The 21197-nt window shown below is 57.9% G+C and carries 19 protein-coding genes; 5 read left to right on the forward strand and 14 right to left on the reverse strand.

All coding sequences use genetic code 11. The annotated features are described in order from the left end of the window. Positions 1-684: 684 nt before the first annotated feature. Positions 685-1641, reverse strand: coding sequence for a GDP-L-fucose synthase (locus tag DCG74_RS30740; protein WP_274069397.1), 957 nt, complete (start codon positions 1639-1641; stop codon positions 685-687). Continuing rightward, entirely contained in the window at positions 1622-2692 is a 1071-nt protein-coding gene (gene gmd, locus DCG74_RS30745; RefSeq protein ID WP_172785356.1) for a GDP-mannose 4,6-dehydratase, read from the reverse strand. Before gmd ends, DCG74_RS30740 begins: the two co-directional genes overlap by 20 nt. 329 nt (positions 2693-3021) lie before the next feature. On the opposite strand from gmd, the gene DCG74_RS39055 reads away from it, so the two are divergent. Together DCG74_RS39055 and DCG74_RS30755 are read left to right on the forward strand one after the other, a co-directional pair. After that, positions 3022-3312: an HAD hydrolase-like protein gene (locus tag DCG74_RS39055; protein ID WP_337993339.1), complete on the forward strand. Its 291-nt coding sequence runs from the start codon at positions 3022-3024 to the stop codon at positions 3310-3312. 4 nt (positions 3313-3316) lie between these two features. After that, positions 3317-4525 (forward strand): glycosyltransferase family 4 protein, encoded by a 1209-nt coding sequence (locus DCG74_RS30755; protein ID WP_172785358.1) that lies wholly within the window; start codon positions 3317-3319, stop codon positions 4523-4525. On the opposite strand, the gene DCG74_RS30760 is transcribed toward DCG74_RS30755, so the two are convergent. From DCG74_RS30760 to DCG74_RS30770, 3 genes are read right to left on the reverse strand one after another with little or no spacing between them, the layout of a single operon-like run. After that, on the reverse strand, positions 4522-5619 hold the full coding sequence (locus tag DCG74_RS30760; protein WP_172785359.1) for a DegT/DnrJ/EryC1/StrS aminotransferase family protein: 1098 nt from the start codon (positions 5617-5619) through the stop codon (positions 4522-4524). The genes DCG74_RS30755 and DCG74_RS30760 overlap by 4 nt on opposite strands. 12 nt (positions 5620-5631) lie before the next feature. After that, entirely contained in the window at positions 5632-6102 is a 471-nt protein-coding gene (locus DCG74_RS30765; RefSeq protein WP_172785360.1) for an acyltransferase, read from the reverse strand. Next, positions 6099-7160 (reverse strand): Gfo/Idh/MocA family protein, encoded by a 1062-nt coding sequence (locus DCG74_RS30770; protein WP_172785361.1) that lies wholly within the window; start codon positions 7158-7160, stop codon positions 6099-6101. The genes DCG74_RS30765 and DCG74_RS30770 overlap by 4 nt, the downstream gene beginning before the upstream one ends. Positions 7161-7393: 233 nt before the next feature. Here DCG74_RS30770 and DCG74_RS30775 point away from each other — a divergent pair, with 233 nt between their 5' ends. Together DCG74_RS30775 and DCG74_RS30780 are read left to right on the forward strand one after the other, a co-directional pair. Then, positions 7394-8746, forward strand: a complete 1353-nt coding sequence (locus DCG74_RS30775; RefSeq protein ID WP_172785362.1) for a hypothetical protein — start codon at positions 7394-7396, stop codon at positions 8744-8746. Next, positions 8733-10034: a hypothetical protein gene (locus DCG74_RS30780; protein ID WP_172785363.1), complete on the forward strand. Its 1302-nt coding sequence runs from the start codon at positions 8733-8735 to the stop codon at positions 10032-10034. The genes DCG74_RS30775 and DCG74_RS30780 overlap by 14 nt, the downstream gene beginning before the upstream one ends. Before the next feature lie 89 nt (positions 10035-10123). On the opposite strand, the gene DCG74_RS30785 is transcribed toward DCG74_RS30780, so the two are convergent. From DCG74_RS30785 to DCG74_RS30815, 7 genes are all read right to left on the reverse strand, one after another. Beyond that, positions 10124-11245, reverse strand: a complete 1122-nt coding sequence (locus tag DCG74_RS30785) for a glycosyltransferase family 1 protein (RefSeq protein ID WP_172785364.1) — start codon at positions 11243-11245, stop codon at positions 10124-10126. After that, entirely contained in the window at positions 11242-12528 is a 1287-nt protein-coding gene (locus tag DCG74_RS30790) for a DegT/DnrJ/EryC1/StrS aminotransferase family protein (RefSeq protein WP_172785365.1), read from the reverse strand. The genes DCG74_RS30785 and DCG74_RS30790 overlap by 4 nt, the downstream gene beginning before the upstream one ends. Before the next feature lie 9 nt (positions 12529-12537). Further along, positions 12538-13389: a class I SAM-dependent methyltransferase gene (locus tag DCG74_RS30795; RefSeq protein ID WP_172785366.1), complete on the reverse strand. Its 852-nt coding sequence runs from the start codon at positions 13387-13389 to the stop codon at positions 12538-12540. Next, positions 13386-14192, reverse strand: a complete 807-nt coding sequence (locus DCG74_RS30800; RefSeq protein WP_172785367.1) for a DUF268 domain-containing protein — start codon at positions 14190-14192, stop codon at positions 13386-13388. Before DCG74_RS30800 ends, DCG74_RS30795 begins: the two co-directional genes overlap by 4 nt. Further along, the gene (locus DCG74_RS30805; protein ID WP_210268260.1) at positions 14189-15298 is read right to left on the reverse strand and encodes a DegT/DnrJ/EryC1/StrS aminotransferase family protein; all 1110 of its coding nucleotides are present in this window, start codon (positions 15296-15298) and stop codon (positions 14189-14191) included. Before DCG74_RS30805 ends, DCG74_RS30800 begins: the two co-directional genes overlap by 4 nt. An 8-nt stretch (positions 15299-15306) precedes the next feature. After that, positions 15307-16401 (reverse strand): glycosyltransferase, encoded by a 1095-nt coding sequence (locus DCG74_RS30810; protein WP_172785368.1) that lies wholly within the window; start codon positions 16399-16401, stop codon positions 15307-15309. A 326-nt stretch (positions 16402-16727) separates the two neighbouring features. Further along, on the reverse strand, positions 16728-18191 hold the full coding sequence (locus DCG74_RS30815) for a hypothetical protein (protein WP_172785369.1): 1464 nt from the start codon (positions 18189-18191) through the stop codon (positions 16728-16730). A 267-nt stretch (positions 18192-18458) separates the two neighbouring features. On the opposite strand from DCG74_RS30815, the gene DCG74_RS30820 reads away from it, so the two are divergent. Continuing rightward, positions 18459-19790, forward strand: coding sequence for a hypothetical protein (locus DCG74_RS30820; RefSeq protein ID WP_172785370.1), 1332 nt, complete (start codon positions 18459-18461; stop codon positions 19788-19790). An 11-nt stretch (positions 19791-19801) separates the two neighbouring features. Here the strand turns inward: DCG74_RS30820 and DCG74_RS30825 are convergent, their stop codons facing one another. After that, the gene (locus DCG74_RS30825; protein ID WP_172785371.1) at positions 19802-20251 is read right to left on the reverse strand and encodes a VOC family protein; all 450 of its coding nucleotides are present in this window, start codon (positions 20249-20251) and stop codon (positions 19802-19804) included. Continuing rightward, positions 20251-21192: a bifunctional 2-polyprenyl-6-hydroxyphenol methylase/3-demethylubiquinol 3-O-methyltransferase UbiG gene (locus DCG74_RS30830; RefSeq protein WP_172785372.1), complete on the reverse strand. Its 942-nt coding sequence runs from the start codon at positions 21190-21192 to the stop codon at positions 20251-20253. Before DCG74_RS30830 ends, DCG74_RS30825 begins: the two co-directional genes overlap by 1 nt. Positions 21193-21197: the final 5 nt, after the last annotated feature.

Consider the following 21197-nt stretch of genomic DNA (forward strand, 5'->3'; position numbering starts at 1 on the left):
AGCCCATGGCTTCGACCAACACGCCGTCAGCAGACCCGAGAGGTCCGCTCGCTAAAGCACTGCTCAATGGACCCAAGGCGCGGCGGTTGTCTCTAGTGAGAGAGCTCAACGCGTTTGGGGGCACAATGACCGTGACGCGGTGACGCTTCTTGAGAGAAAGATCGTGCCAGCAGCTCACCAAGGAAGGTAGAAAGCGATGAACAATGCGGCGCCAACTAGAACGGCTAACCAGAGGAGGCTCTTGAGGGATAACAATATGCTACCGGCCCTGGCGCGTAATTCCTCAGAGAACCGTCGGGAGCGCGCTTGAAGATCTGATTCCATGCCCCCCACCCCGTTCATCGCACCACTTGGACGCCTAGCGGCTGCAAGGAACGCGCTGGTCTCAACAGCCATTCTATATTGTTCCGCGATTTCCAGAAAAGCATTTCTTTCAAGCTCCGTCGAGGCGGCCTGCGCTTGCTCCAAGCAAATCATCCGCATTCGCCGGAACTCTTTAAGTTGCCTCTTCACGTGCAATGTGCGCCTAGGCCTTTGCAGATAGACTACATTCGCGTTGGTACGACCTTTAGCATTCTTAGATAAGCTAGTGAATTCAGCTCAATGGAGATCGGTGGGGTCGCGATCTTTGTTCAAACCGTCTATTCGTGGCTAAGTTCCATATGCCCAGAACTCTTGTCGAAGTCATAAGCCGGCGGAAGCCCCCAACGACTTATAGTCCTCATAAGCTAGCCCTAAGCCTTGTTCTAGCGAGACCGCGGCATGCCAGCCGAGTTCAGCCAGCCGGGTGACGTCGAGCAGCTTGCGCGGCGTACCGTCGGGACGCGAGGTGTCGAAACTGATCCCGCCGCTGTATCCGACGGTTTCGGCCACGAGGCGCGCGAAGTCGGCGATCGTGATGTCCTCTCCGGTGCCGATGTTGACCAGTTCGGCGCCGGAATACGTCTTCATCAGGTGCACGCAGGCATCGGCCATGTCGTCGACATAGAGGAACTCGCGCCGGGGCGTGCCGGTGCCCCACACCACGACGTTCGTCGCGCCCGAGAGCTTCGCGTCGTGGAAGCGCCGGATCAACGCGGCGACCACGTGACTCATTTCAGGGTGATAATTGTCGCCGGGACCGTAGAGATTGGTCGGCATCACGCTGATGAAATCACAACCGTATTGGCTGCGATAGGCCTCCACCATCTTGATGCCGGCGATCTTGGCGATCGCATAGGGTTCGTTGGTCGGCTCCAGCGGCCCCGAGAGCACGTAGTCTTCCCGGAGCGGCTGAGGCGCCAGCTTCGGATAGATGCAGGACGAGCCGAGAAACATCAGCTTCTCCGCACCATTGTGATGCGCGGCGTGAATCACGTTTGCGGCGATCGTAATGTTGTCGTAGATGAACTCGGCCCTCAGCGTATCGTTTGCGACGATGCCGCCGACCTTGGCGGCGGCGAGGAAGATCACCTGCGGCCGCATCTGCGCGAACCAGCCGAACACGGCCGTCTGGTTGCGGAGGTCGACCTCGTGCCGGTCCACCGTGACGAGCCTCACGTCCTCCCGTTGGAGCCGACGCACGAGCGCGCTACCGACCATGCCGCGATGGCCGGCGACGTAAACATTTTTGCCCTTCAGCTCAAATGGCGCGCTTGCCATGGGCTGTATCCCGTTTCGCCTCGGCAAGGTCGCTCGCCACCATCTCCTCGACGAGCTGAGCGAAGCTCCGCTTCGGCTTCCAGCCGAGCACCTGATGCGCCTTACTGGCGTCGCCGATGAGAAGATCGACCTCGGTCGGTCGGAAGTAGGTCGGATCGATCCTGACGACGGTCTTGCCGCTCGCTGCATCGACGCCTGTCTCCTCGATTCCCTCGCCCCGCCATTCGATACGGCGGCCGACCTGCGCGAACGCCAGTTCGACCATCTCCCGCACCGAGCGCGTCTCGCCGGTGGAGAGCACGAAATCGTCAGGCTTGTCGGCTTGAAGGATCATGTGCATGCCCTCGACATAGTCGCGCGCGTGCCCCCAGTCGCGCTTGGCCGAGAGATTGCCGAGATAGAGCGTATCCTCGAGACCGACCTCGATGCGGGCGACGCCGCGGGTGATCTTGCGGGTCACGAACGTCTCGCCGCGGATCGGGCTCTCGTGGTTGAACAGGATGCCGTTGGACGCGAACATGCCGTAGGCTTCGCGGTAGTTCACCGTGATCCAGTAACCATAGAGCTTGGCCACGCCATAAGGCGAGCGCGGGTAGAACGGCGTTGTCTCCTTCTGTGGAATCTCCTGCACAAGGCCATAAAGCTCGGAGGTCGAGGCTTGGTAGAACCGCGTCTCCTTCTCCATGCCGAGGATGCGAATCGCCTCCAGAAGCCGCAGCACGCCAATCGCATCCGCGTTCGCGGTATATTCAGGACTCTCGAAGCTGACCGCAACATGGCTCTGCGCGGCGAGATTGTAGATCTCGGTCGGCCTGATGTTCTGCACCAGACGGATCAGATTGGTCGAGTCCGTCATATCACCATAGTGCATCAGGAACGGCACGCTGCCGACATGAGGGTCCTGATAGAGGTGATCGACCCGCGCGGTATTGAATGAGGACGAGCGCCGTTTGATGCCGTGCACGATGTAGCCGAGCGACAGCAGGTATTCGGCCAGATAGGCGCCGTCCTGGCCGGTCACGCCGGTGATCAGAGCAACACGTTGAGTCATGGCCGACTTTGTTCCCGCAGTATTTGAAAGAAATGGATGCACACAGAACGCCGGGCGAAGCGCATGCCCTTGCCTCTTCTTGGCCATATCGCCTCGGGCGGGTCAACCCGGGACACGGGTGGAAACCGGGGTTAACGGCGGCGCGGAGACGGATTGGACCTGGAACATAATCGTGATACTGAGCACACAGAGCGATTGGGCCGGGCGGCGGTTTCGCAGCCGTCTTAAGAGACACAAACTCGAGCAGAATGCCCCCAGACAGAAAGAGCGCAGCAATCGACCAGGCGCTGCGCCCGGAGGAGACTGACATCCATCGGCTACACGATTGGATGCCACGTGAACCGGCGGCCCGGGGTGTGCATATCAATGCTTTCGAGTATTGGCCGTTTCATTTCGACGGCCCTATTAAATGTTACCGGTGCGTCAGCGAACGCCGCAAGCCGCAGCGCGGCATGATCATCGACCTTCTGAGCAGGTTGCCCGTCGAGACGAGTTGGAGCTTCCTGGTCTGTGACAGGCCGTCGGACGTCGAAGCCGCGGACGCCGCGGGGCTCCCGGGCGACACCTTTCTGGGCGGAAACCTCCGGGGCTTCTTCTTGCCGCTTTTGGCGATCGGATAACAACGTGGCGAAAGGTCCCAGCTTCATTCTCGCGACGGAATTCTATCCGCCGGACCCAAGCACGACGGCGATCTATCTCGGCGCGATCGCCGATGCGATCGCGCTCGACATGCGGACGGTCGTCCTCTCTGGGACGCCGGGCTCCACCAAGCCGAAATCCGGCAAGGACACGCCCGAGGTCATCGAGATCGCAAACTGGAGGCCGCCTAAGCAGGCGCTCGTGAGGCGCTTCATCGCAAGCTGCGTGCTGGCGATACGCTTGTTCTGGGCCGTCTACAGACGCGCAACGGCAGGTGACGTCGTTATGTCGGTCACGAGCCCCTTCACCCTGCCCTACGCGATCACACTTGCCGCAAGGTTGCGCGGGGCCAAGACCGCGCTCCTTATCTACGATCTCTATCCGGAGGCTCTGCTGGCCGCCGGCATGGCCCGTCAAACGTCCTTCATCACGCGCGCCTTGCGCATTGCTAACGGCTGGCTGTTCAGCTCCCTGAACGCGATCTTCGTGATCGGCCGCGACGTGCCGCCGCTGCTGCTGCGCTATCCGCGAGTGCGCGCAGACAACATCCATTTCGTGCCCAACTGGACATTGCTACCGATCGGCTTCCGCCATCCCGATCATGGCAGCGATTTCAGGAAACCCTATTCCGCGCCATTCATCGTCGGTCTTTGCGGTAATCTCGGCTTTACGCATGCGCCTCGCACCGTATTCGACGCCGCACGGCATCTGCAACATAAGAAGCACGTCCACTTTGTCCTCTCCGGTTGGGGCGTCGGCTGGAACGAGCTGAAGGCCCTTCAGGCCTCGGACAATCTGGCTAACGTGACCCTGCTCGATCCCGTACCCGAGGAGCAGCTTGCCGAATTTCTGGCGGCGGCCGACGCCTGGATCATTCCCTACCGGCGCAACGTCGCCGGCGTCTCAATCCCAAGCCGCCTCTACAACCTTCTCGCGGTCGGGCGAGCCGTCATCGTCGGAACGGAGCCGAATTCGGAGGCCGGACTTGCTGTGACGGAGGAGGACATTGGGTGGGTCGTGCCCCCCGAGGACCCCATCAAGTTGGCGCAGGCAATCTCCGAGGCAGCATCTGACCGCGCGGCGACGCTTGAGCGAGGCCGCAAGGCGGCTGTCGCCGCGCTGAACTACAGTGAGCAAGCCTCGACGTTGCGCTACCGGGAAATCATGAAGCGCCTGCTGGAGGATAGAGTCTAGAAGTTCTTGATCAGCCTGATGACTTCGTCCTGCTGCTCGCGCGTGATTTCCGCAAACATCGGCAGCGAGAGGATCTTGTTCTGATTGTCAAAAGCCCTCGGAAACTGTTCGGGCTTGTGTCCAAGTCGCGCATAAGCGGGAAGCAACGGCAAGGCCGTCGGATAGTTGATCCCCGTCTGCACCCCGTTCTCGTTCAGATGCGCCGCGAGCGCATCGCGCTTGCGATGCTTGATCGTGTAGAGATGGTAGACATGTGTTCGACCAGGCGCGACGCGGGGCACCTCCACGCCGTCGAGCTGATTGAGACCGGCATCATAGATTGCCGCAGCATCCTGACGCGCCTTGGTCCAGGCTTGCAGATGCTTCAGCTTGGCGGACAGGATCGCCGCCTGCATTCCGTCGAGCCGGCTGTTGATGCCTTCGATCAGGTGCCTGTGCTTCACCAGACCGCCGTGGCGAGCCAACATGGTCATGTGCTCGGCGAGCGCGGCATCACCGGTCACAACAGCGCCGGCGTCGCCGAACGCGCCCAGATTCTTGCCCGGATAGAATGAATAGGTCGCGGCCGCCCCGAACGTCCCGACCGGCTGATCCTTGCACCGCGCCAGATGGGCCTGGGCGCAGTCCTCGATGACCCAGAGGCCGTGCTTGCCCGCGATGGCCATGATCGCGTCCATGTCGGCCGGCTGGCCGAACAGGTGCACCGGGATAATGCCGACGGTCCGCGGCGTGATCGCCGCTTCGATCGCCGCGGGGTCGATCGTGAAGGTCTCACTGTCGGTGTCGCAGAACACGACCTGCGCGCCTGCATGCGTGATCATCGCGGACGTCGATATCCAGGAATGCGCGGTCGTAATGACCTCGTCGCCCGGCTTGACCTTCAGTGCCGCCATCGCAAGGTAGAGCGCGTCGGTGCCGTTTGCACAGGATACGCAATGTTTGACGCTCGCCGCAGCAGCAAACTCGCGCTCAAAGGCGTCGACATAAGGCCCGCGAATGAACGCGCTGTCGCGGATGACCGCGGCGATGGCACCATCGATCTCGTCCTTGATCGACTGATACTGGAGTCCGAGGTCCGCGTAAGGCACTGGCATGATTGCTATTCCCTAGCTCTTGCTCTTGAGGCGGCGGGCGGGATTTCCGGCATAGCTGCCGGACTCGGCGATGTCTTTCGTGACCACTGACCCGGCTCCAATCACGACGTCGTCGGCGATGGAGACCGGCATGATCGTGGCGTTCGAACCGATCGAAACCCGATTGCCGATCTTCGTCGAGCGCCACAATTCCCGACGCCCGCGCGCAGGCCCACCGGTTGCAAATGTGTCGTTGATGAACATCACCCCGTGCCCGACGAAGCAATCTTCTCCGATCGACACAAGCTCGCAGATGAACACGTGCGATTGCACGCGGGTGCGCGCCCCGACGACAACGCCAGCCTGTATCTCGGTGAAAGGCCCGATGAAACAGTCGTCCGCGATCTCGCAGCCATAGAGATTGCAGGGCTCGACCATTTTGACGCGGTCACCGAATTTGACGTCGCGCACGCCAACCTGGTGAACTTGCGGCTTGCCGCTCACGAGAGCACTCCGAGTTTGCTCCGCCGCGGCTCGAAGCGAAGCGCAACTTCCTGCCCGGTCTCGATCGATTCGTAGAGAGCGGAAATCAGCTCCAGGCTCTTGCGGCCTTGCAGGCCGTCGACCAACGCAGCGCGCTGATTCAGGAGGCAATCGACCACGTGCTGGTAGTACGCCTGGTGGCCGAAGCCGTAGACGTTGGGCGGGTTGACCGAGAATTTCTCGACGACGACCTGATCGCTTGGCAGCGCGTCGACGAAATTCCAGTGCCTGATCTGATTGACCGCAAAGCCCGCGATCTCGACCGTGCCCTTTTCGCCGAGGATCGACAGCGAGCCTTCGAGATCCTTTGGCCGGACCGCCGTGGTCGCCTCGATGATGCCGAGGGCACCGTTGCGGAATTTCAGCGTCGCCACCGCGGTATCTTCGGTCTCCACCTTCACGAGAGCCGTGGTTGCCCGCGCATGGACACTCACCACGTCGCCGAAGAACCACTCCAGCATGTCGATGTGGTGACTGGCCTGATTCGTCAGCACGCCGCCGTCATAGGCCCAGGTGCCACGCCATGCATCCTGATCGTAGTAGGCCTGGTCGCGGCACCAGCGCACGCGTACGGTACCGAGGATCAGCCGGCCAAATCTACCGGCCTCCAGCGCCTCGCGCGCCTTCACCACTGGAACGTTGAAGCGGTTCTGTTTCACGACAAAAAGCTTTACGCCGGCTTCGTCGCAGGCGCGGATCATGTCGTCGGCATCCTGGAGCCGCAGCGCCATCGGTTTCTCGACCACGACATGCTTGCCCGCGCGCGCGCAGGCAATGGCGTGTTCGGGGTGCATGCCGCTAGGCGTCAGGACCGCGACGGCGTCCATGTCGGAGCGTGCGAGAAACTCATTCAGGTCGTCATAGGAGGGAACTGCAAACTTTGTGGCGACAGTATCGGCGCGGGCCTTGACCTTGTCGCAGACCGCCACGAGGCGCGCCCCCTCAATTTGACCATTACCCAACAGCTCCGAGTGACGCTTTGAGATGCGTCCGCAACCGAGCAGGCCAAATCTGATCATTCAAATCATCCTCACGATCGGCACTGCCACACGAAACACTCAATCCCGACAGCGCTGTGCAGCCAAAGCCTATATTCGAAAATTCCGTTATCAATCAAGCCAATAATGCGCTTCGACAAGCGGAGCAGGAACTCCAGGCCAGCAACCGGCCACAGACTGGCATGGCCTCTGTGGCCACACCCCGCCTTACATGATACTGAGCGCGCGACACTCCGCGGGACCGAACCTCACAAATGAAAACAGCCGTTGTTTCAGTGCCGTCGCTGTCGGGCCTCCGATCCCCGCTGGTCATCCTCATGGTGTGTCATGTCCTGGCTTCCTGGGTATCGCTGATTTTCGTGGGTGAGTACTATCGGCGTCTTTTGCCGCTGGCTGAGAATAGTCTTCCCCACGTCCTGGCCGCAGCCGCCACCGCCGCTCCGTTTGCCTTGCTATCAGTCGTATTCGTAAGGCAGCGCTTCAGCTTCGGGTATGCACTCGGCTTCTATCTCTTCACGCTCATCCTGAACTATCTTTGGCTTGTCGAATTCTCGACGTTTCATTACGATCATCGCATATCGGCAATTTCGGCCTTTGTTTCCGGCGCCGCGTTTCTCATCCCGGCATTGTTCCTGAACGTTCCGGCCTTTCCTTCCCGACTGAAATTGACGACTGAGCGATTCCACAAGCTCCTATGGGTCATTTTGGCCATATCGATAGTCGTCCTGGCGATTGGAGCCGCCTTTAACAGGCAATTCGTCAGTCCGCTCCACATTTATGAATTTCGCGAGCAGATCGTGCTTCCAAGACCTCTCCTGTACGCCATAGGCATCGTCTGTGGAGCTCTGTTGCCGTTTGCGTATGCCAGCTTCTATCAGCTCAAAAGGTACGGCTATGCCGCGCTCAGCCTGCTGCTCCTTGGCCTGTTTTATCCGATCACGCTGACGAAGCTAGCGCTGCTTGCGCCAGGGTGGCTGCTGTTTCTCACGCTGCTGTCGATCTATTTCGAGTCTCGAAAGGCGATCATTCTCTCGTTGCTGTTGCCAGTGTCGGTCGGACTTCTGCTGGTGCTTGCTTACAATCTTGGTCTGCTGGCGGAGTATCCGTTCCTTGTCTATTTTGGCACGGTCAATTTTCGAATGATCGGAATGCCCGCGAGTGCCCTCGACTTCTACAACGATTTTTTCTCGACTCACGAGCCCACGCGCTTTTGCCAGATCGGCCTGATCAAGCTGATCGCATCGTGCCCGTATACGGAACAGCTTTCCGTCTACATGCAGGACAGCTATCACCTGGGATTTTTCAATGCGTCGCTGTTTGCGACCGAAGGCATCGCATCAGTCGGCCCACTGTTCGCGCCTGTCACGGCCCTCTTATGCGGGCTTGTGATCAGCCTAGCTAACCGCGCTTCCGCCGAACTCCCTGAACGCTTCGTGCTGGTGTCGGGCGGATTGCAGCTTCATATTTTCCTGAATGTGCCGTTCACAGTCGCGCTGGTAACCAATGGCGCCGCCATCCTGTTTCTCCTGTGGTGCGTTACTCCGCGCGCCGCACTGCAAGATGCCGAAGCCATGTCCTCCGAGAGCCGGAACGATGCAATTCTCTGATATTTTCAAGAACCCAGGATCAAGATTGATACTTGCATTTCTTGCAGCTCACACGCTCGTCTGCGGCATCTCGCTCGCTATGGTCCTGCAGCTATACGGGTATCTACGTCTTTTCACCTGGAGCGCCTCGCACATTGGCGAAGCAGTGCTCCTCGCGCTTCCCGTTGCCGCACTGGCATGCATGATGGCCTTCGCACGATTCAGTTTTGGCTATTTACTTTCATTCTATCTTTTCACCATTACACTGGGTTACGTTTTCCTCATACCTTTTTCGGAATTGCCATACGATCATACGCTCCCGGCTATTTCAGCGATAGCCTCTGCTGCGGCCTTTCTGGTTCCCACCCTTTTTCTCAAACTTCCGATCAATCCAATACAGACGATCTCGGTGAAAGGCCTTCGACGGCTGATCGTAGCGATTGCCGCTACAAGCCTCGCGATCGTCGCAATAGGCGCTTTCTTCAACTTCAAACTGGTGGGACTCGCAGACATCTATGAATTCCGCGATGAATTGAGATTTCCAATCGCGCTTCAATATGCGATAGGAATGGCGTTAGGTGCGTTGCTGCCGTTCGCCTTTGCCTGCTGCATCGAGATGCGAGCTCGCCTTGCTGCTATGGCAATACTGCTTCTCCTCGTCGCCTTCTACCCAGTCACCCTCACGAAGACGGCTCTGTTTGCGCCGGCCTGGCTGTGCTTCCTCTGGTTAATCGCTACCCGTCTTGAGCCGCGGTTTGCAGTCATCGTATCGCTGCTCGGGCCGGTCGCGCTGGGTATTGGCATGACGATGCTGTCCGAGCACGGACTGGTGCCTCGGTCGCTCTACCTGAACTACTTCGGCACGATCAACTTCCGGATGATTGCGTTTCCATCGATCGCAATCGACGTCTATAATGACTTCTTTTCCCGACATGAGCTTACGCAGTTCTGCCAGATGTCCTGGATGAAGCGTATGGTGGGTTGTCCCTACAATGAACAACTTTCGCTCGTGATCGCGAGGAATTATCCGGTCGGCAACATGAACGCATCCCTGCTCGCCACTGAAGGAATCGCCTCCGTCGGCAGCGCTCTGGCGCCGGCAAGCGTGTTCTTAGGCGGACTTATTCTGTCGATCGGAAATCGAGTCTCCGAGGGCCTTCCTCCCCGATTTGTAATCTTGTCCAGCGGGATCGTAACGCAGACCTTCCTCAATGTGCCGCTCTCCGTTCTAATGATAACGAACGGCGCCGTCGTTTTATTCTTACTTTGGTATGTCATGCCACGACCTCCATTCAAGGCAATTGATTGAGGTGTTGACACTTAGTTGTGTTCTGAGAGGAATGGACGGAACACAACCAGCCCGCGCGAAAATGGCGCGCAAGGTGATTCACCAGCCGATTAGCGCTCGTCGTACACTCGTTGAAGTACTGCCTCCAATTGCTTGCCATACCGATCGGGTGACATCGCACGAATCCGATTCTGACCTCGAACTCTCAGTGAGTCCGCAAGATGAGTGTTTGTTGCGATTGCTGAGATGCTGTTTGCTATTGCATTAATTGATAGCGGATCGAACAAGAGACCGGCATCTCCCACTTGGTCAGGCAAAGAGAGGATGTTCGCAGCAGCTACCGGCGTCCCCAACTGAAAGGCTTCAAAGATTGGGATACTAACGCTCTCATACAGCGAAGGCATGATAAGAGCGGTCGCAAGTTGATAAACCGCCTGTAAATCGTTTTGGCCAATATAGCCGAGATGTAAGATTGCCTGCTTTAGTCCCGTCGCCTCGATTTGGCGTAAAACCGAAACGTACTCTTCTCCCTTGTTGCCCGTCAGTACAAGTTTCAACTCTGGGGCGACTGAAGTCACCAGCTTGAAAGCATCAATTAGGCGAGCATGATTCTTGTGGCGCCAAAATTGGGCTGGGTAGAAGACAAAGCGATCAGGCAAATGGAGCCGGACGCGTGCCTCCTCCAACTCAGAGCGCGCCATTGCGGCCCTCAGCCGCGCAAGTGGTGGGGCTACTACCACTTCAATACGGTCACGAGGGACGTCGAAAAATCGGACAATATCGTCCCTCACGTGACTCGCTTCGCAGATTATTCGGGTTGCGCGGCTGGAGAGGGCGGCGTGGACATAGTGACGCCAAACTCGCTGCCCCCACGAGAAGTACCCTGGAAAATGGTATTCTTGCACGTCGTGCAAGGTGTAGACGAACGGTTTCCTAGTCTGTAACAGAGCCAAGGAATAGATCGGCGAAAGAATAACGTCCTCATCGGGAAAAGGATCAGCAAGTCTGACGCCGAGCATGAATGCAGATAGACGCGCCAGCTGGTCCAGGCGCTTCTCTGTGAATCGCCTTACGGGATAACCCAAACGAGCGTAGTCACCATTGGAAGGGTCACCGTAGATTGTTATCTCGAACTCGCGGAGGTATCGAAGCGCCTCGAGCGTGGAAAGTGTATATTGGTACGTCCCCCCCAATTCGGGCTTTGAAAGAGCGACTACGCCAAGCTTGATCAATGCTTCCTCTTGTTGCGTAGGGTTCGAAGTACGGACGCCAAATGCTTCTTGTTACCTACTGATAGAAAGTTGGATTTCGCCAAGCCGATGCCTGATTTGGCATAAACGCGTTCTGCTGCCGGAAACGGGCCAGAATTATTCTTCTCAATACGGTCAACATCACCTCGCAATATCCAGTCCCGCCACCCGCCGAACCTAAAGAAGGAAAGAGTGTTGATTGGCTCGAAATTCGCATGCCAATTTGGAACTCCGTTCTTGGTTAACTCGTCCATGAGTGTCTTCTTTTCGGCTCCAAATGCCGCCTCGTCGAGGCGGAGCACAACCTGGGTGAACGCACAGTGAGAAATTTCTTTTTCCGCTCCGAGGACTAGCGTTAGCCCAGGAAGATTCGCCAGCACATGCTTGAATTCCTCAACCGTTTCCCGGAGGTCCGCCAAGTGCTTTGGAAACCCTCGCAACTGTTCGCGGGCGACGCCGGCAAGAATTTCGGACATGCGGCCGTTCCAAGCCAATTGAGTGGTATCGCGAACACCGAATTCGATTGTGCGGTCGCCCCAGTGACGCAACGACCGTAGCTCCCTCGCGAGCGCTTCGTCGTTTGTCACGATCATCCCCCCCTCTCCTGTCTGAATCGGCTTAATGCAACCGAACGAAAAGACTCCAACATCTCCTTGCGAGCCAGCGGGAGCTCCATCCGCGACCGCGCCCAGCCCGAGACAGGCATCTTCTAAGAGTACAAGCCCTCGCTCGCGCGCCAGCGAGCGCAGCATTGCAATGTTCTCTGGATTTCCCCACATATGGGTAGCAATCAAAGCTTTCGTTTGCGGACCTATGCGGTTTCGGAGATCACCGCAATCGAGCATAAATGTCTCCTCAGAAATGTCCGCAAAGACCGGCGTTACACCAGCATTCATGACCGCCATCGCTGTGGCCGAGCATGTGTCGATCTGGTGGATCGCCTCGTCGCCCGGCTTGAGTCCGAGCGCGCGGAGCGACATTTGTATCGCTACCCCTCCGCTCCCGACAGCTACTGCGTGCCGAGTGCCGACGGCTTCACTAAAGTCGGCCTCGAGGCGTTCGTGAGCGAGCCCCCGTCCGTAGGCCATGTTCCATTGTGAGCTACGCAGGATTTCAGTAACGGCGGCCACCTCGTTGGCGAGGGGGCGAGGGTAGACACCGAAGGTTACGCCCATGAAACGTTTCGCGATGCGGACGAGGAAATGATAGATCGAAGGAAATCGTCCGCGAACTTTCACGAGAAGAGGAAGAAGATACCCAAGCATGACTATTCGCTATTTGGCGATCGCGACAAACGAGTACAGCCGTCCGGGGCGATTAGATCGCTTCAACTGCCAGATGCCCAGCTTCACAACGATAGATTTCGGCAGCATACAACTGAGAATCTTGCCCGGTGTTGAACCGCAGATTTTGGCCGCCAGAATTTCCGGTGTATTGGGATGCAAATTGATTGGTGAGTCGTAGGGACCCATCTCCAGCGCAACTTCAAATCCGGCTCTAACCAAGGACGCCCGGTAGTCGGCTAACGTGAATGCATTTTCGCCGCCGTACAGTTGGTGGTCAACTTGGGCGTTCAGAAAATCCCGCAAGCTGGATCCATAATCATCCACGACGTGCTCTCGACACGCCAACAGTAAGCCACCAGGACGCAGCACGCGGGCGCATTGGGCCACCATGGCATTCAGATCCTGAGCGTGATGAAGTCCCTGTCTCACATAGACGACGTCGAAGCTCTCAGCTTCAAAAGGCAATTCTTCGCCGAAAGCATCAACAATGCGGGCATTAAGTCCTGCCTTCGACAAACAAGTCTCAATGGCGCCCCGGCCGACCGACGCCGACGAATCCGGCTCGACCGCAACGACATTAAACCCCGCGCGGGTTAGGGCATATGTAGCAATCCCGTTGCCGGCTGGCATATCCAAAATATCACGTGCGCCCGATCTATACTTCTCGATCAGGCTCAAAGTCTCCGCGAACTCCGCGCTCTCGGCAAAGCGTCGACAGTTTTCCCGCAGGTCCGACGTCAAATAGGCGTCGTAGATAAGCTGATCGTACTGGGGTTCACTTCTAAGGATCTCGATAGCTTCTTCCCAAGTATAGGAGGGGGTTCTAACCTTTCCAATCATGAGTTCCTCCCCTGCTCACGGGAAGCCTCTCGAACGAAGGCACAAAAGACGACCCGATAGTCACCTTGACGCATGGCAGGCAGCTCATCCAAACCCACAAATCGACGAGCCGGATCTCTTCCGCTTTGCGATATGCTCGGCGAAGACCAGCCATCAACTACGACGCTCTCAAGCCGCCAACCTTTGAACAGCCGCTGAATCAAATGAATATCGAAACACCAGTGATTATTGAACGCAAGTTGGCTCGGACCACTAGGCACGCTGATGAGGAGTTCCCCGTCGTCTGACATCACGCGATCCAGTTCCGAAATGAGATTAGGGATCCCATTTGCGTCTATGCGATCGCCGTATCGTCCCAGCCCAACCAAGTTCAAAGTGACAGCCGAGGTAAAACAATCAAAAGATCCTGCCGAAAACGGCAGTGGCAGCGTAACGTCATGGATAAGATAATGCACCGCACTGAACTGGTCACCACAGTCCGCTAGAACGAGAGCTGAAACGTCGTGAAATGCCGATAAAATTGCATTTTGCTTCTTGGGGCTTCCAATATCGAGTACTCGGCGCCGTTTGTTGGTCCGAGCAAGTCGGGCTGCGACCCAATAACCGAAGGCGTCGTAATGGGAAAATAGTTCCGTTGGATCGCCCCACGCGTCTCCGACGACCCTAACAGGTACCCCCTTTAGCGGACTATCCGCAGACATGGACGCTAGGTATGCACTAAGTCGCCGGTACATGAACGGAATACGCAACTTCCTCACGAATCTGGCGGCACGTAGCGTCTGTACAGCCTCGTCGAGCATCATTTCACCTGCTTGAGCAAGTCGGCCACCGCCCGACCAACCCGCTCGACGTCCTTCTGAGTAAGCTCACAAAAACTAGGAAGATTCAGCCCGGTCCTCGACTTTCGCAGCGAGATCGGGAGTGGCTGTTGCCTGTACATCGGCAGTGATGAGATAGTGTAGAAATATGGACGCGAATCGATTCCCATATTTTTGAGTTCGCTCATAAATGCATTACGGCTCTGCTCGTTGAACGAGTCGACCTCCAAGCAGACCATCCAGAACGCACTCTTCGCCCAATTTCGCACTTTATTTAGTCGCACCGCTTCACCCGTCGGAATGACTGAGTGATACCAAGCCATGATCTTGGCACGCTGCTCAAGGAACTCGTCAATTCGCTCCATCTGCGCGACGCCAAGTGCAGCTTGAAGATTAGTCATGCGATAGTTGTATCCGAGTTCCTCGTGAAAGTATCTACGTTCCGAACTCATCGCGTGATCGCGAAGGCGTTTTGCCCGCTTATAGAAGGCGCGATCGTTAGTCGTCAGCATGCCGCCCTCGCCGGTAGTGACGATCTTGTTGCCATAGAAGCTGAAGACGCCACATCGGCTAAGACTTCCTACTCGTCGGCCCTTGTACTCGGCACCATGTGCTTCAGCGGCATCCTCAATCAACGAGATTCCGTTTGCGTCGGCAATTGCAGCGAGCGAATCCATGTCCGCAGGATGCCCATAGAGGTGGACCGCAATGACCGCCTTCGTGCGTTTCGTGATCAATGAATTGACGGAGGATGGATCGATGCACAACGTAACTGGATCGATGTCAGCGAGCACCGGCTTTGCGCCCGTGTAGGCAACTGCGTTGGCAGTCGCAACGAACGTCAGGTCGGGAATGATCACCTCGTCTCCCGGACCGAGGTCCAGCGTCGCAAGGGCAAGGTGAAGTCCTGTCGTCCCATTGCTGACCGCGATTGCAAATTCTGTTCCACAATAGCGAGCGAAGACCGCCTCGAACTCATCGATGTACCGGCCCATTGAAGAGACCCATCCGGAGCGAACAGCATCCATGATGAGCTCCTCTTCGCGCTGCCCGATAGATGGCCTCGAAATTGGAATGAAGTTTTCTATCATGTTGTCCTCTAAATCGCGGCAACAAGCGCCTCGAAGCGTTGCCACTGCTCGCTTTTTGAATAACGGGTCGACACCATGTGGTAGCCGGCAGCAGCGATCGTCAGCCTAGTCTGCGGCGCCCCTTCCAACGCATCTCTGATTCGTTCTACGGCTTCGCCTGGTGACTTGTAAGTGACAATTGTCTCTCCATCACGCATTCCTTCAGGATATACTCCGTCGTCCGAAAGGAGCAACGCCGAGCTCCCCAAGGCCTCAAAGCACCGCATGTTCCCACGGTCAGGCCCCGCCATATCGATGGCACCGTTTAGCACAATCTTGGCTTTAGACATCAGATCATAGAGATCGAGGCCGAATGCAGGTGGGCGAGCGATTGCCGCCACCTTAGTCGGCCTTCGGTGCTTTCCGAGGGGTAGAAGATAGCCTAGTGGGGATTCCGCCAATCGACATAGGCGAGAGCGATCGAGGTGATAAACGATATTGTATTCACCAGACAAGGCCGCAACGGCTTCGAGCATCTTGGCGCGGCGCGCATGATGGCGCGAATACCCGCCCACGAACAGCACGTCGATGGGCCGATCCTGGCGCGCGGCGAACGAGGCAAGTTTCGGATCGTGCGCTGGCGTGAAATATTCTGTCCGATATCCTTGGTTACTTAGCTGTGCGAGAATTGACGGAAAATTGCACACCACAAGATCATAGCCTAAGAACGAAATACCCTTGAATGGGGCAGCGTGCCAAGCGACACGCTTCTTTACGCATCCGGGCAGTCGCTTAGCGAAATCTGCCTCCCAACTTGTTACGTCGAGATTGTAGAATACCTCTGTACAGTGTTCTTCAATCTGCGATCTCAAAATCTCGCTTAGAGGCGTTCGTGAACTCAAGCCATGTTCAACCGCCCAGACCCGCTGAGCCTCAGCATCAGTACCGTTGGCGAAAAATGCACATTCTAGCCTTTGATCAACCGGCAAGAGAACGTGAGCTGCTGATTCCCGAAAAGAAAGAAAAGCATCCATCATTCCTTCGAAGCCTGAACGGTGAGAGGTGAAGTCACGCAAGCGCCGGCGCAACGCTGGGTAGTAGCGGTTATTTTGGAAGATTCTCACGATGATCAGTCCAGTCTCATGGTGCGCGCAAGTCCGTTCTCTCGGTGGAGCAGCAAACTTGCCACCGCAACGGCAGTCCACAGTAAGCACTTGAGTGCCACTTGATAGCGCGGTTCACCAGCACCAAGCGGAGGCAGATTCCCCATTTGGATAATACTATCATGACGGCTGCGACCATGGCTATATAGGCAACTCCTGGAATAAGCGGGGCAAACGTCCAGCAATGCGGCAGCTCGCCAGAGAAACCGAGGTCGGACGACGCGTCTCGAGCAGCAGATCGGGGGCAAATGAAGCATCGCGCTGCCCTGATGCCGCGTTGGTAGACGTCAATGCGGAATGCTCGCAATGAGCTTGTTCCGTATGCCGCTGCTTGCCAACGGAGAGCAGATTAGCGTCATGCTGGCGAGCCAGACGCTGCATTGCAGGACGAGACCGACAAAGCCAGTTATAGGCACCGCATAGCGCGCGAGCATCCCCATCCCCAACCCGGTAGTGACAACTGCTAGCATCATTCCGAACAGAAGCATCGCATGTCGAAGCGGCTGCTGCAGCGTCTGGATCAGCAGCAGCGAGAAAAGGACCCCGAGTTGCCCCACCGTATCACCGGACGTTAGGCTGATCGCGGCGCCTAGCGGACCGAGAGCCGGGATCAGGAACATCGCGAGGCCAAAGAAGATCGCAATTTGCAGCGACTTGGTCCAAAGCAGCAGCGTGCCCCTATCGCTGTAGCTTGCGTAACTCATAGCAAACGTTGCCGGCGTCACGAGACAAGTTCCGCCGATCAGCACGATTGCAAGCGTCGCGTCATATGGAATAGCTCCTGCAGTCCAGAGCTCAAAGAATTCCCGCCAGAACGACAGTAGGCCGCCCGTGATCAAGCTGACCGTAAAGGTCACGATGAACAGTCCCCTCGCATATAGGGTCCGCAGGCTGTCCCGCGCACCCACGGCGTGATCATGGCCGAGCTCCGCTGCGATCGGCAACGAGAATTGATAGCAGAGGCCGCGCAGAAAATTGGCGACGGTTCTGGTGAGCACCCATTGGGCGATCGCGGCCCGATCAGACACGAGGGCTCCGACCAGCAGAACCGAAAGATACGACATTCCGACTTCGGCGAAATTCATCACGCCGAACGGAAATGCGCCCGCGAGTTGAGCCCTGGCCCACCGCCAGGAAACGCGGCGCGGGAGGCCGCTGATAAACGGGAATTGCCGTTTCAAGTCGGAAAACAGGATGTACGCGGAGACTCCAACCTGCCCGGCAACGTACGCCAATGCCACGACCAGCAAGTTACTGGTGAGGAAAACCGCAATCACCTGTGCAAGCTGGCCAAGACCCGTCCCCCATGCTTGCACAGCGACGATGCGACCGTACAGGCCGCGTGCGCGAAAGAGGGAGCTAGCGAGGTTCACCGGCAGGGTGGTCGCAAGGCCGAGCGTCACAATCGCGAACGTCAGGTCGAACCCAGGCTCTTCGCGAAAACCGAGGACACTGGCCGGATCCACCAGCATCAGCAGGATCCCGATGATGGCGATCAGACCAGCAACGACAGCGATGAAAAGTAGGAGACTGCCGGCGAAGTACCGACGCGTACGACGATCCGAGTCTGCTCGGGACTTGAACGAGAGAAATCGGTTTAGGCTCCATGCATGGAGGCCGGGATCGGCAGCCTGCACCAGACTCCCGGCTGCGAAGATGGTGAGCCACGCCGAGAGCGTTTCATGTCCCAAATATCTCAAGAAGAACGGAATGAGAACGACCTGCTGCGTGAGCGCAAGCAGAACGATCATCGAATTCGCCGACCACCCACCAAGGATGCGGCGAACGCGGTTTAGACCTATTACCGTCACGTCGCGCACGAGTGGGATAATGCGATCCGCTGGAAGCGATAAATTTGGCCAATCATTGTCCCGCTCCGAATGTGCTGTTGTTCCATCGCCGCTTAAGCCTTAGTATTACGATTGTCCCCACACAAGCGGCGAGGTGCTGATTCCAGCTTGGACGACCAAGTGTAATTGGGTAGTGACATCCGCTCTAAACGGGTAAGAGGGCTGAACGTGTCGAAGGTCGTTGCGCGAGTGGGCCACCGGGATATCACGCCGCGCGACCGCCCCGTCCGGCTCGCTGGCTACCCATCGAGGACCGCCCCCTGCCGCAATATCCTCGATCCCATCGAAGTCGGAGCAATTTTGTTCGAGGGCCTTGGCGGTCGAGTCCTTCTTCTTTCTTTTGACCTGCTGCAGGTCGGTTCGGAACTGCAGGATCTGGTCGTCGGCAAGCTGGAGAAACGGGGCTTCCGTCGCAACGAAATCTTTTTGCAGGCCACCCACACGCACGGGGCTCCGGCGACCGACAAGGCCTGCGCACCGCTCGGCATTCCGGACGAGCGCTATGTGGCCGAGCTTGGCGATGCCGTCGACGAGCTTGTTGGACACGTCCAGGAGCAGGAACCAGCGGAAGTCGTCTTCCAGATATTCGAAGGGCAACTCCGGCACGCGATCAATCGCCGGCGCTACTGGGCGTTTCCGACGATCGGCAGGATGCACGGTTTCAACTTGACAAGCGTCGCCTTCTCGCCGAACCCGAAGGGTCCGAAGAACGAGTTGGCGACCGTTCTGCTCCTGCGCGATGTCCGCAACGATCGGCCCGTTGCGGTGCTGTGGCACTACACCTGCCACCCGACCGCCGCCATTCCGACCGATGCGATTAGCGCCGACTATCCGGGCAAGATCCGCGAACGGCTTCGCCAGCGGTTCGGTCCGATTCCGTGTGTGTTCCTGAACGGCTTCTGCGGCAACATCAGGCCGCATATCGTGCCGGCACGGCGGCCCGTCCCGCTTCGCGAGCGGTTCCAACGGCTGGTGCGAATTGTGTTCTTCGGCAATCTCTTTCCATCGCTGTCTGCGGAGGACTGGCAGCGCTGGAGCGATAGCCTCGCGAGCGAACTGGACGCGACCACACAGCGGCCCGCGGCGAAAAACTTCAGCCCGCAGGAACTGCGGATCGGTTCGGCCAGCGTCCCGCTGAGCAGTTTCTTTCACGGCACAGCGCCCCAAAAGCCCCTGTGCGTGCAGGTTCTCGGCTTCGATGATGCGCTCGAGATCGTCGCCATCTCGGCAGAACCGTCAGTCGAATGGGAAAGCGAGATCGGGCAAGCCGTGCCCAAGCCGCTGGGATGCATCCGACTTCACGCCGGATATCTAGGATCGCTTTGCGGATACCTGCCCACGAAAGCACAGGTTCCCGAAGGCGGATATGAGGTCGAGGGCTTTCAATCCCTGTTTGGATTTGCCGGCCAGTTCGATGCCGGCCAGATCGGCCCCGCGGTATTGTCCTGCGTGCAGCGCGCATTCGAAGCAGCTCGTGCAAGCCTTCAGCGCTCCAACTGACGGATGCGCCCTTAGACCGGCACAAATTCGCGCGAGGCGCCTTCGCTCTCGATCAGCTCGATGACGACGAATTCCCTGGTGAGAAAGAACTGCACCGGCGCGCCATCGAAGGCGACCGCCGACTTCGCCGCTCCCGTCGGAGTGGCGCCGCGCGCGCGGAAATATTTCGCGGCCTCTGCCAAATTCTCGACCCGATAGGCGACCTGATTAATCACGCCCTTCCCGGACACCGCGATCTTTGCAACCGGAGAATTGTCCCCGAGCGGCGCGATGAGTTCAAACATCACGCCGCCCGCATCGCGCAGAAACTGGACCGAGACGCCAAGCACCTGATCGTCATAGACCCGTGTGGCCGAAACGATCGGCAGCAGAGAGCAGACATTGGTGAGGCCGGACTTCAGGTCCCGCACGACTAGGCCGACATGGTCGAAGATCAACTCGGGGCGCGCGGGGGTCGACATCAGTTCAGTCTTGCGACGATGCAGGCGGAAATCGTGAGCTTGTGCTTCCGCGCCTGCTCCATCGTGTGGTTGGTCATGGGGAAGAACTCCGCCCGTTCGATCTCGAAGCCGGCCGCACGGACCGCCTCAACCGCCTCTTCCGGCGAGCGCAATAGATAGAGATGATCCGGCGCAGGGCTGTTGATCGGGACGTTCACGAACAGCCGGCCAGTCGGCTTGAGCAGCGAGCGCAACTTGACGAGGGCCCCCTTCGGATCTTCCAGATGCTCGAGGACCTCCGAGAAAGTGAGGCAATCGAACTTCGCGCTGTCATCCGGGACAGCGTACAGATCCTGCAGGACGAGCTCGGGCTTCTTGCCCGACATGCCCATGACCGTTAATGCGTCCCATGTTTGGCCGATGCTCGCCTTGCTGACGTCCCAGCCCTTCACGCTGCCCGATCTCTCGTCCTTGAGAGCCTGATAGATCAGCAGTCCGTGTCCCGGACCGATTTCCAGATAGTCATAACCAGCCGGCGCCTGCTTCAGGAACACGTTGCGGTAGAACTGATAGCAGGCCGTGTGGTTCGACCAGTAGATCTGGGTCAGAAGCAGGCCATCCATGTAGTGGCCCATATATTCGGGATTGCTGTAGACGAGACGATTGGCCTCCTCGAAAGTCTGGAGCCTGTATCGCCCTTTCCGTCGGAAGAAGATCTCTTCCTCGCGCACGATCTTGCAGATGAAATCGTAGCCGTCGCAAATTTCGTCGAGGCGTGGACCGGCGATCTGGCGAATCTGGCTGGCCAGCTCCTCGAGCGTTGCGAAATCTTCGGCGGATGCGTGAGAGAACCGGGTCTCGAGATAGCCACGATGTGCCGGCGTCCGTTCATACTGGGTGCGCATCAGCGCAGCGAGCTGCGGAAAACGCTGTTCATCGATCAGGCTTGATGCCGTGCTCAAAGTCT

The sequence above is a fragment of the Bradyrhizobium sp. WBAH42 genome (genome assembly GCF_024585265.1).
Taxonomy (GTDB): Bacteria; Pseudomonadota; Alphaproteobacteria; order Rhizobiales; family Xanthobacteraceae; genus Bradyrhizobium.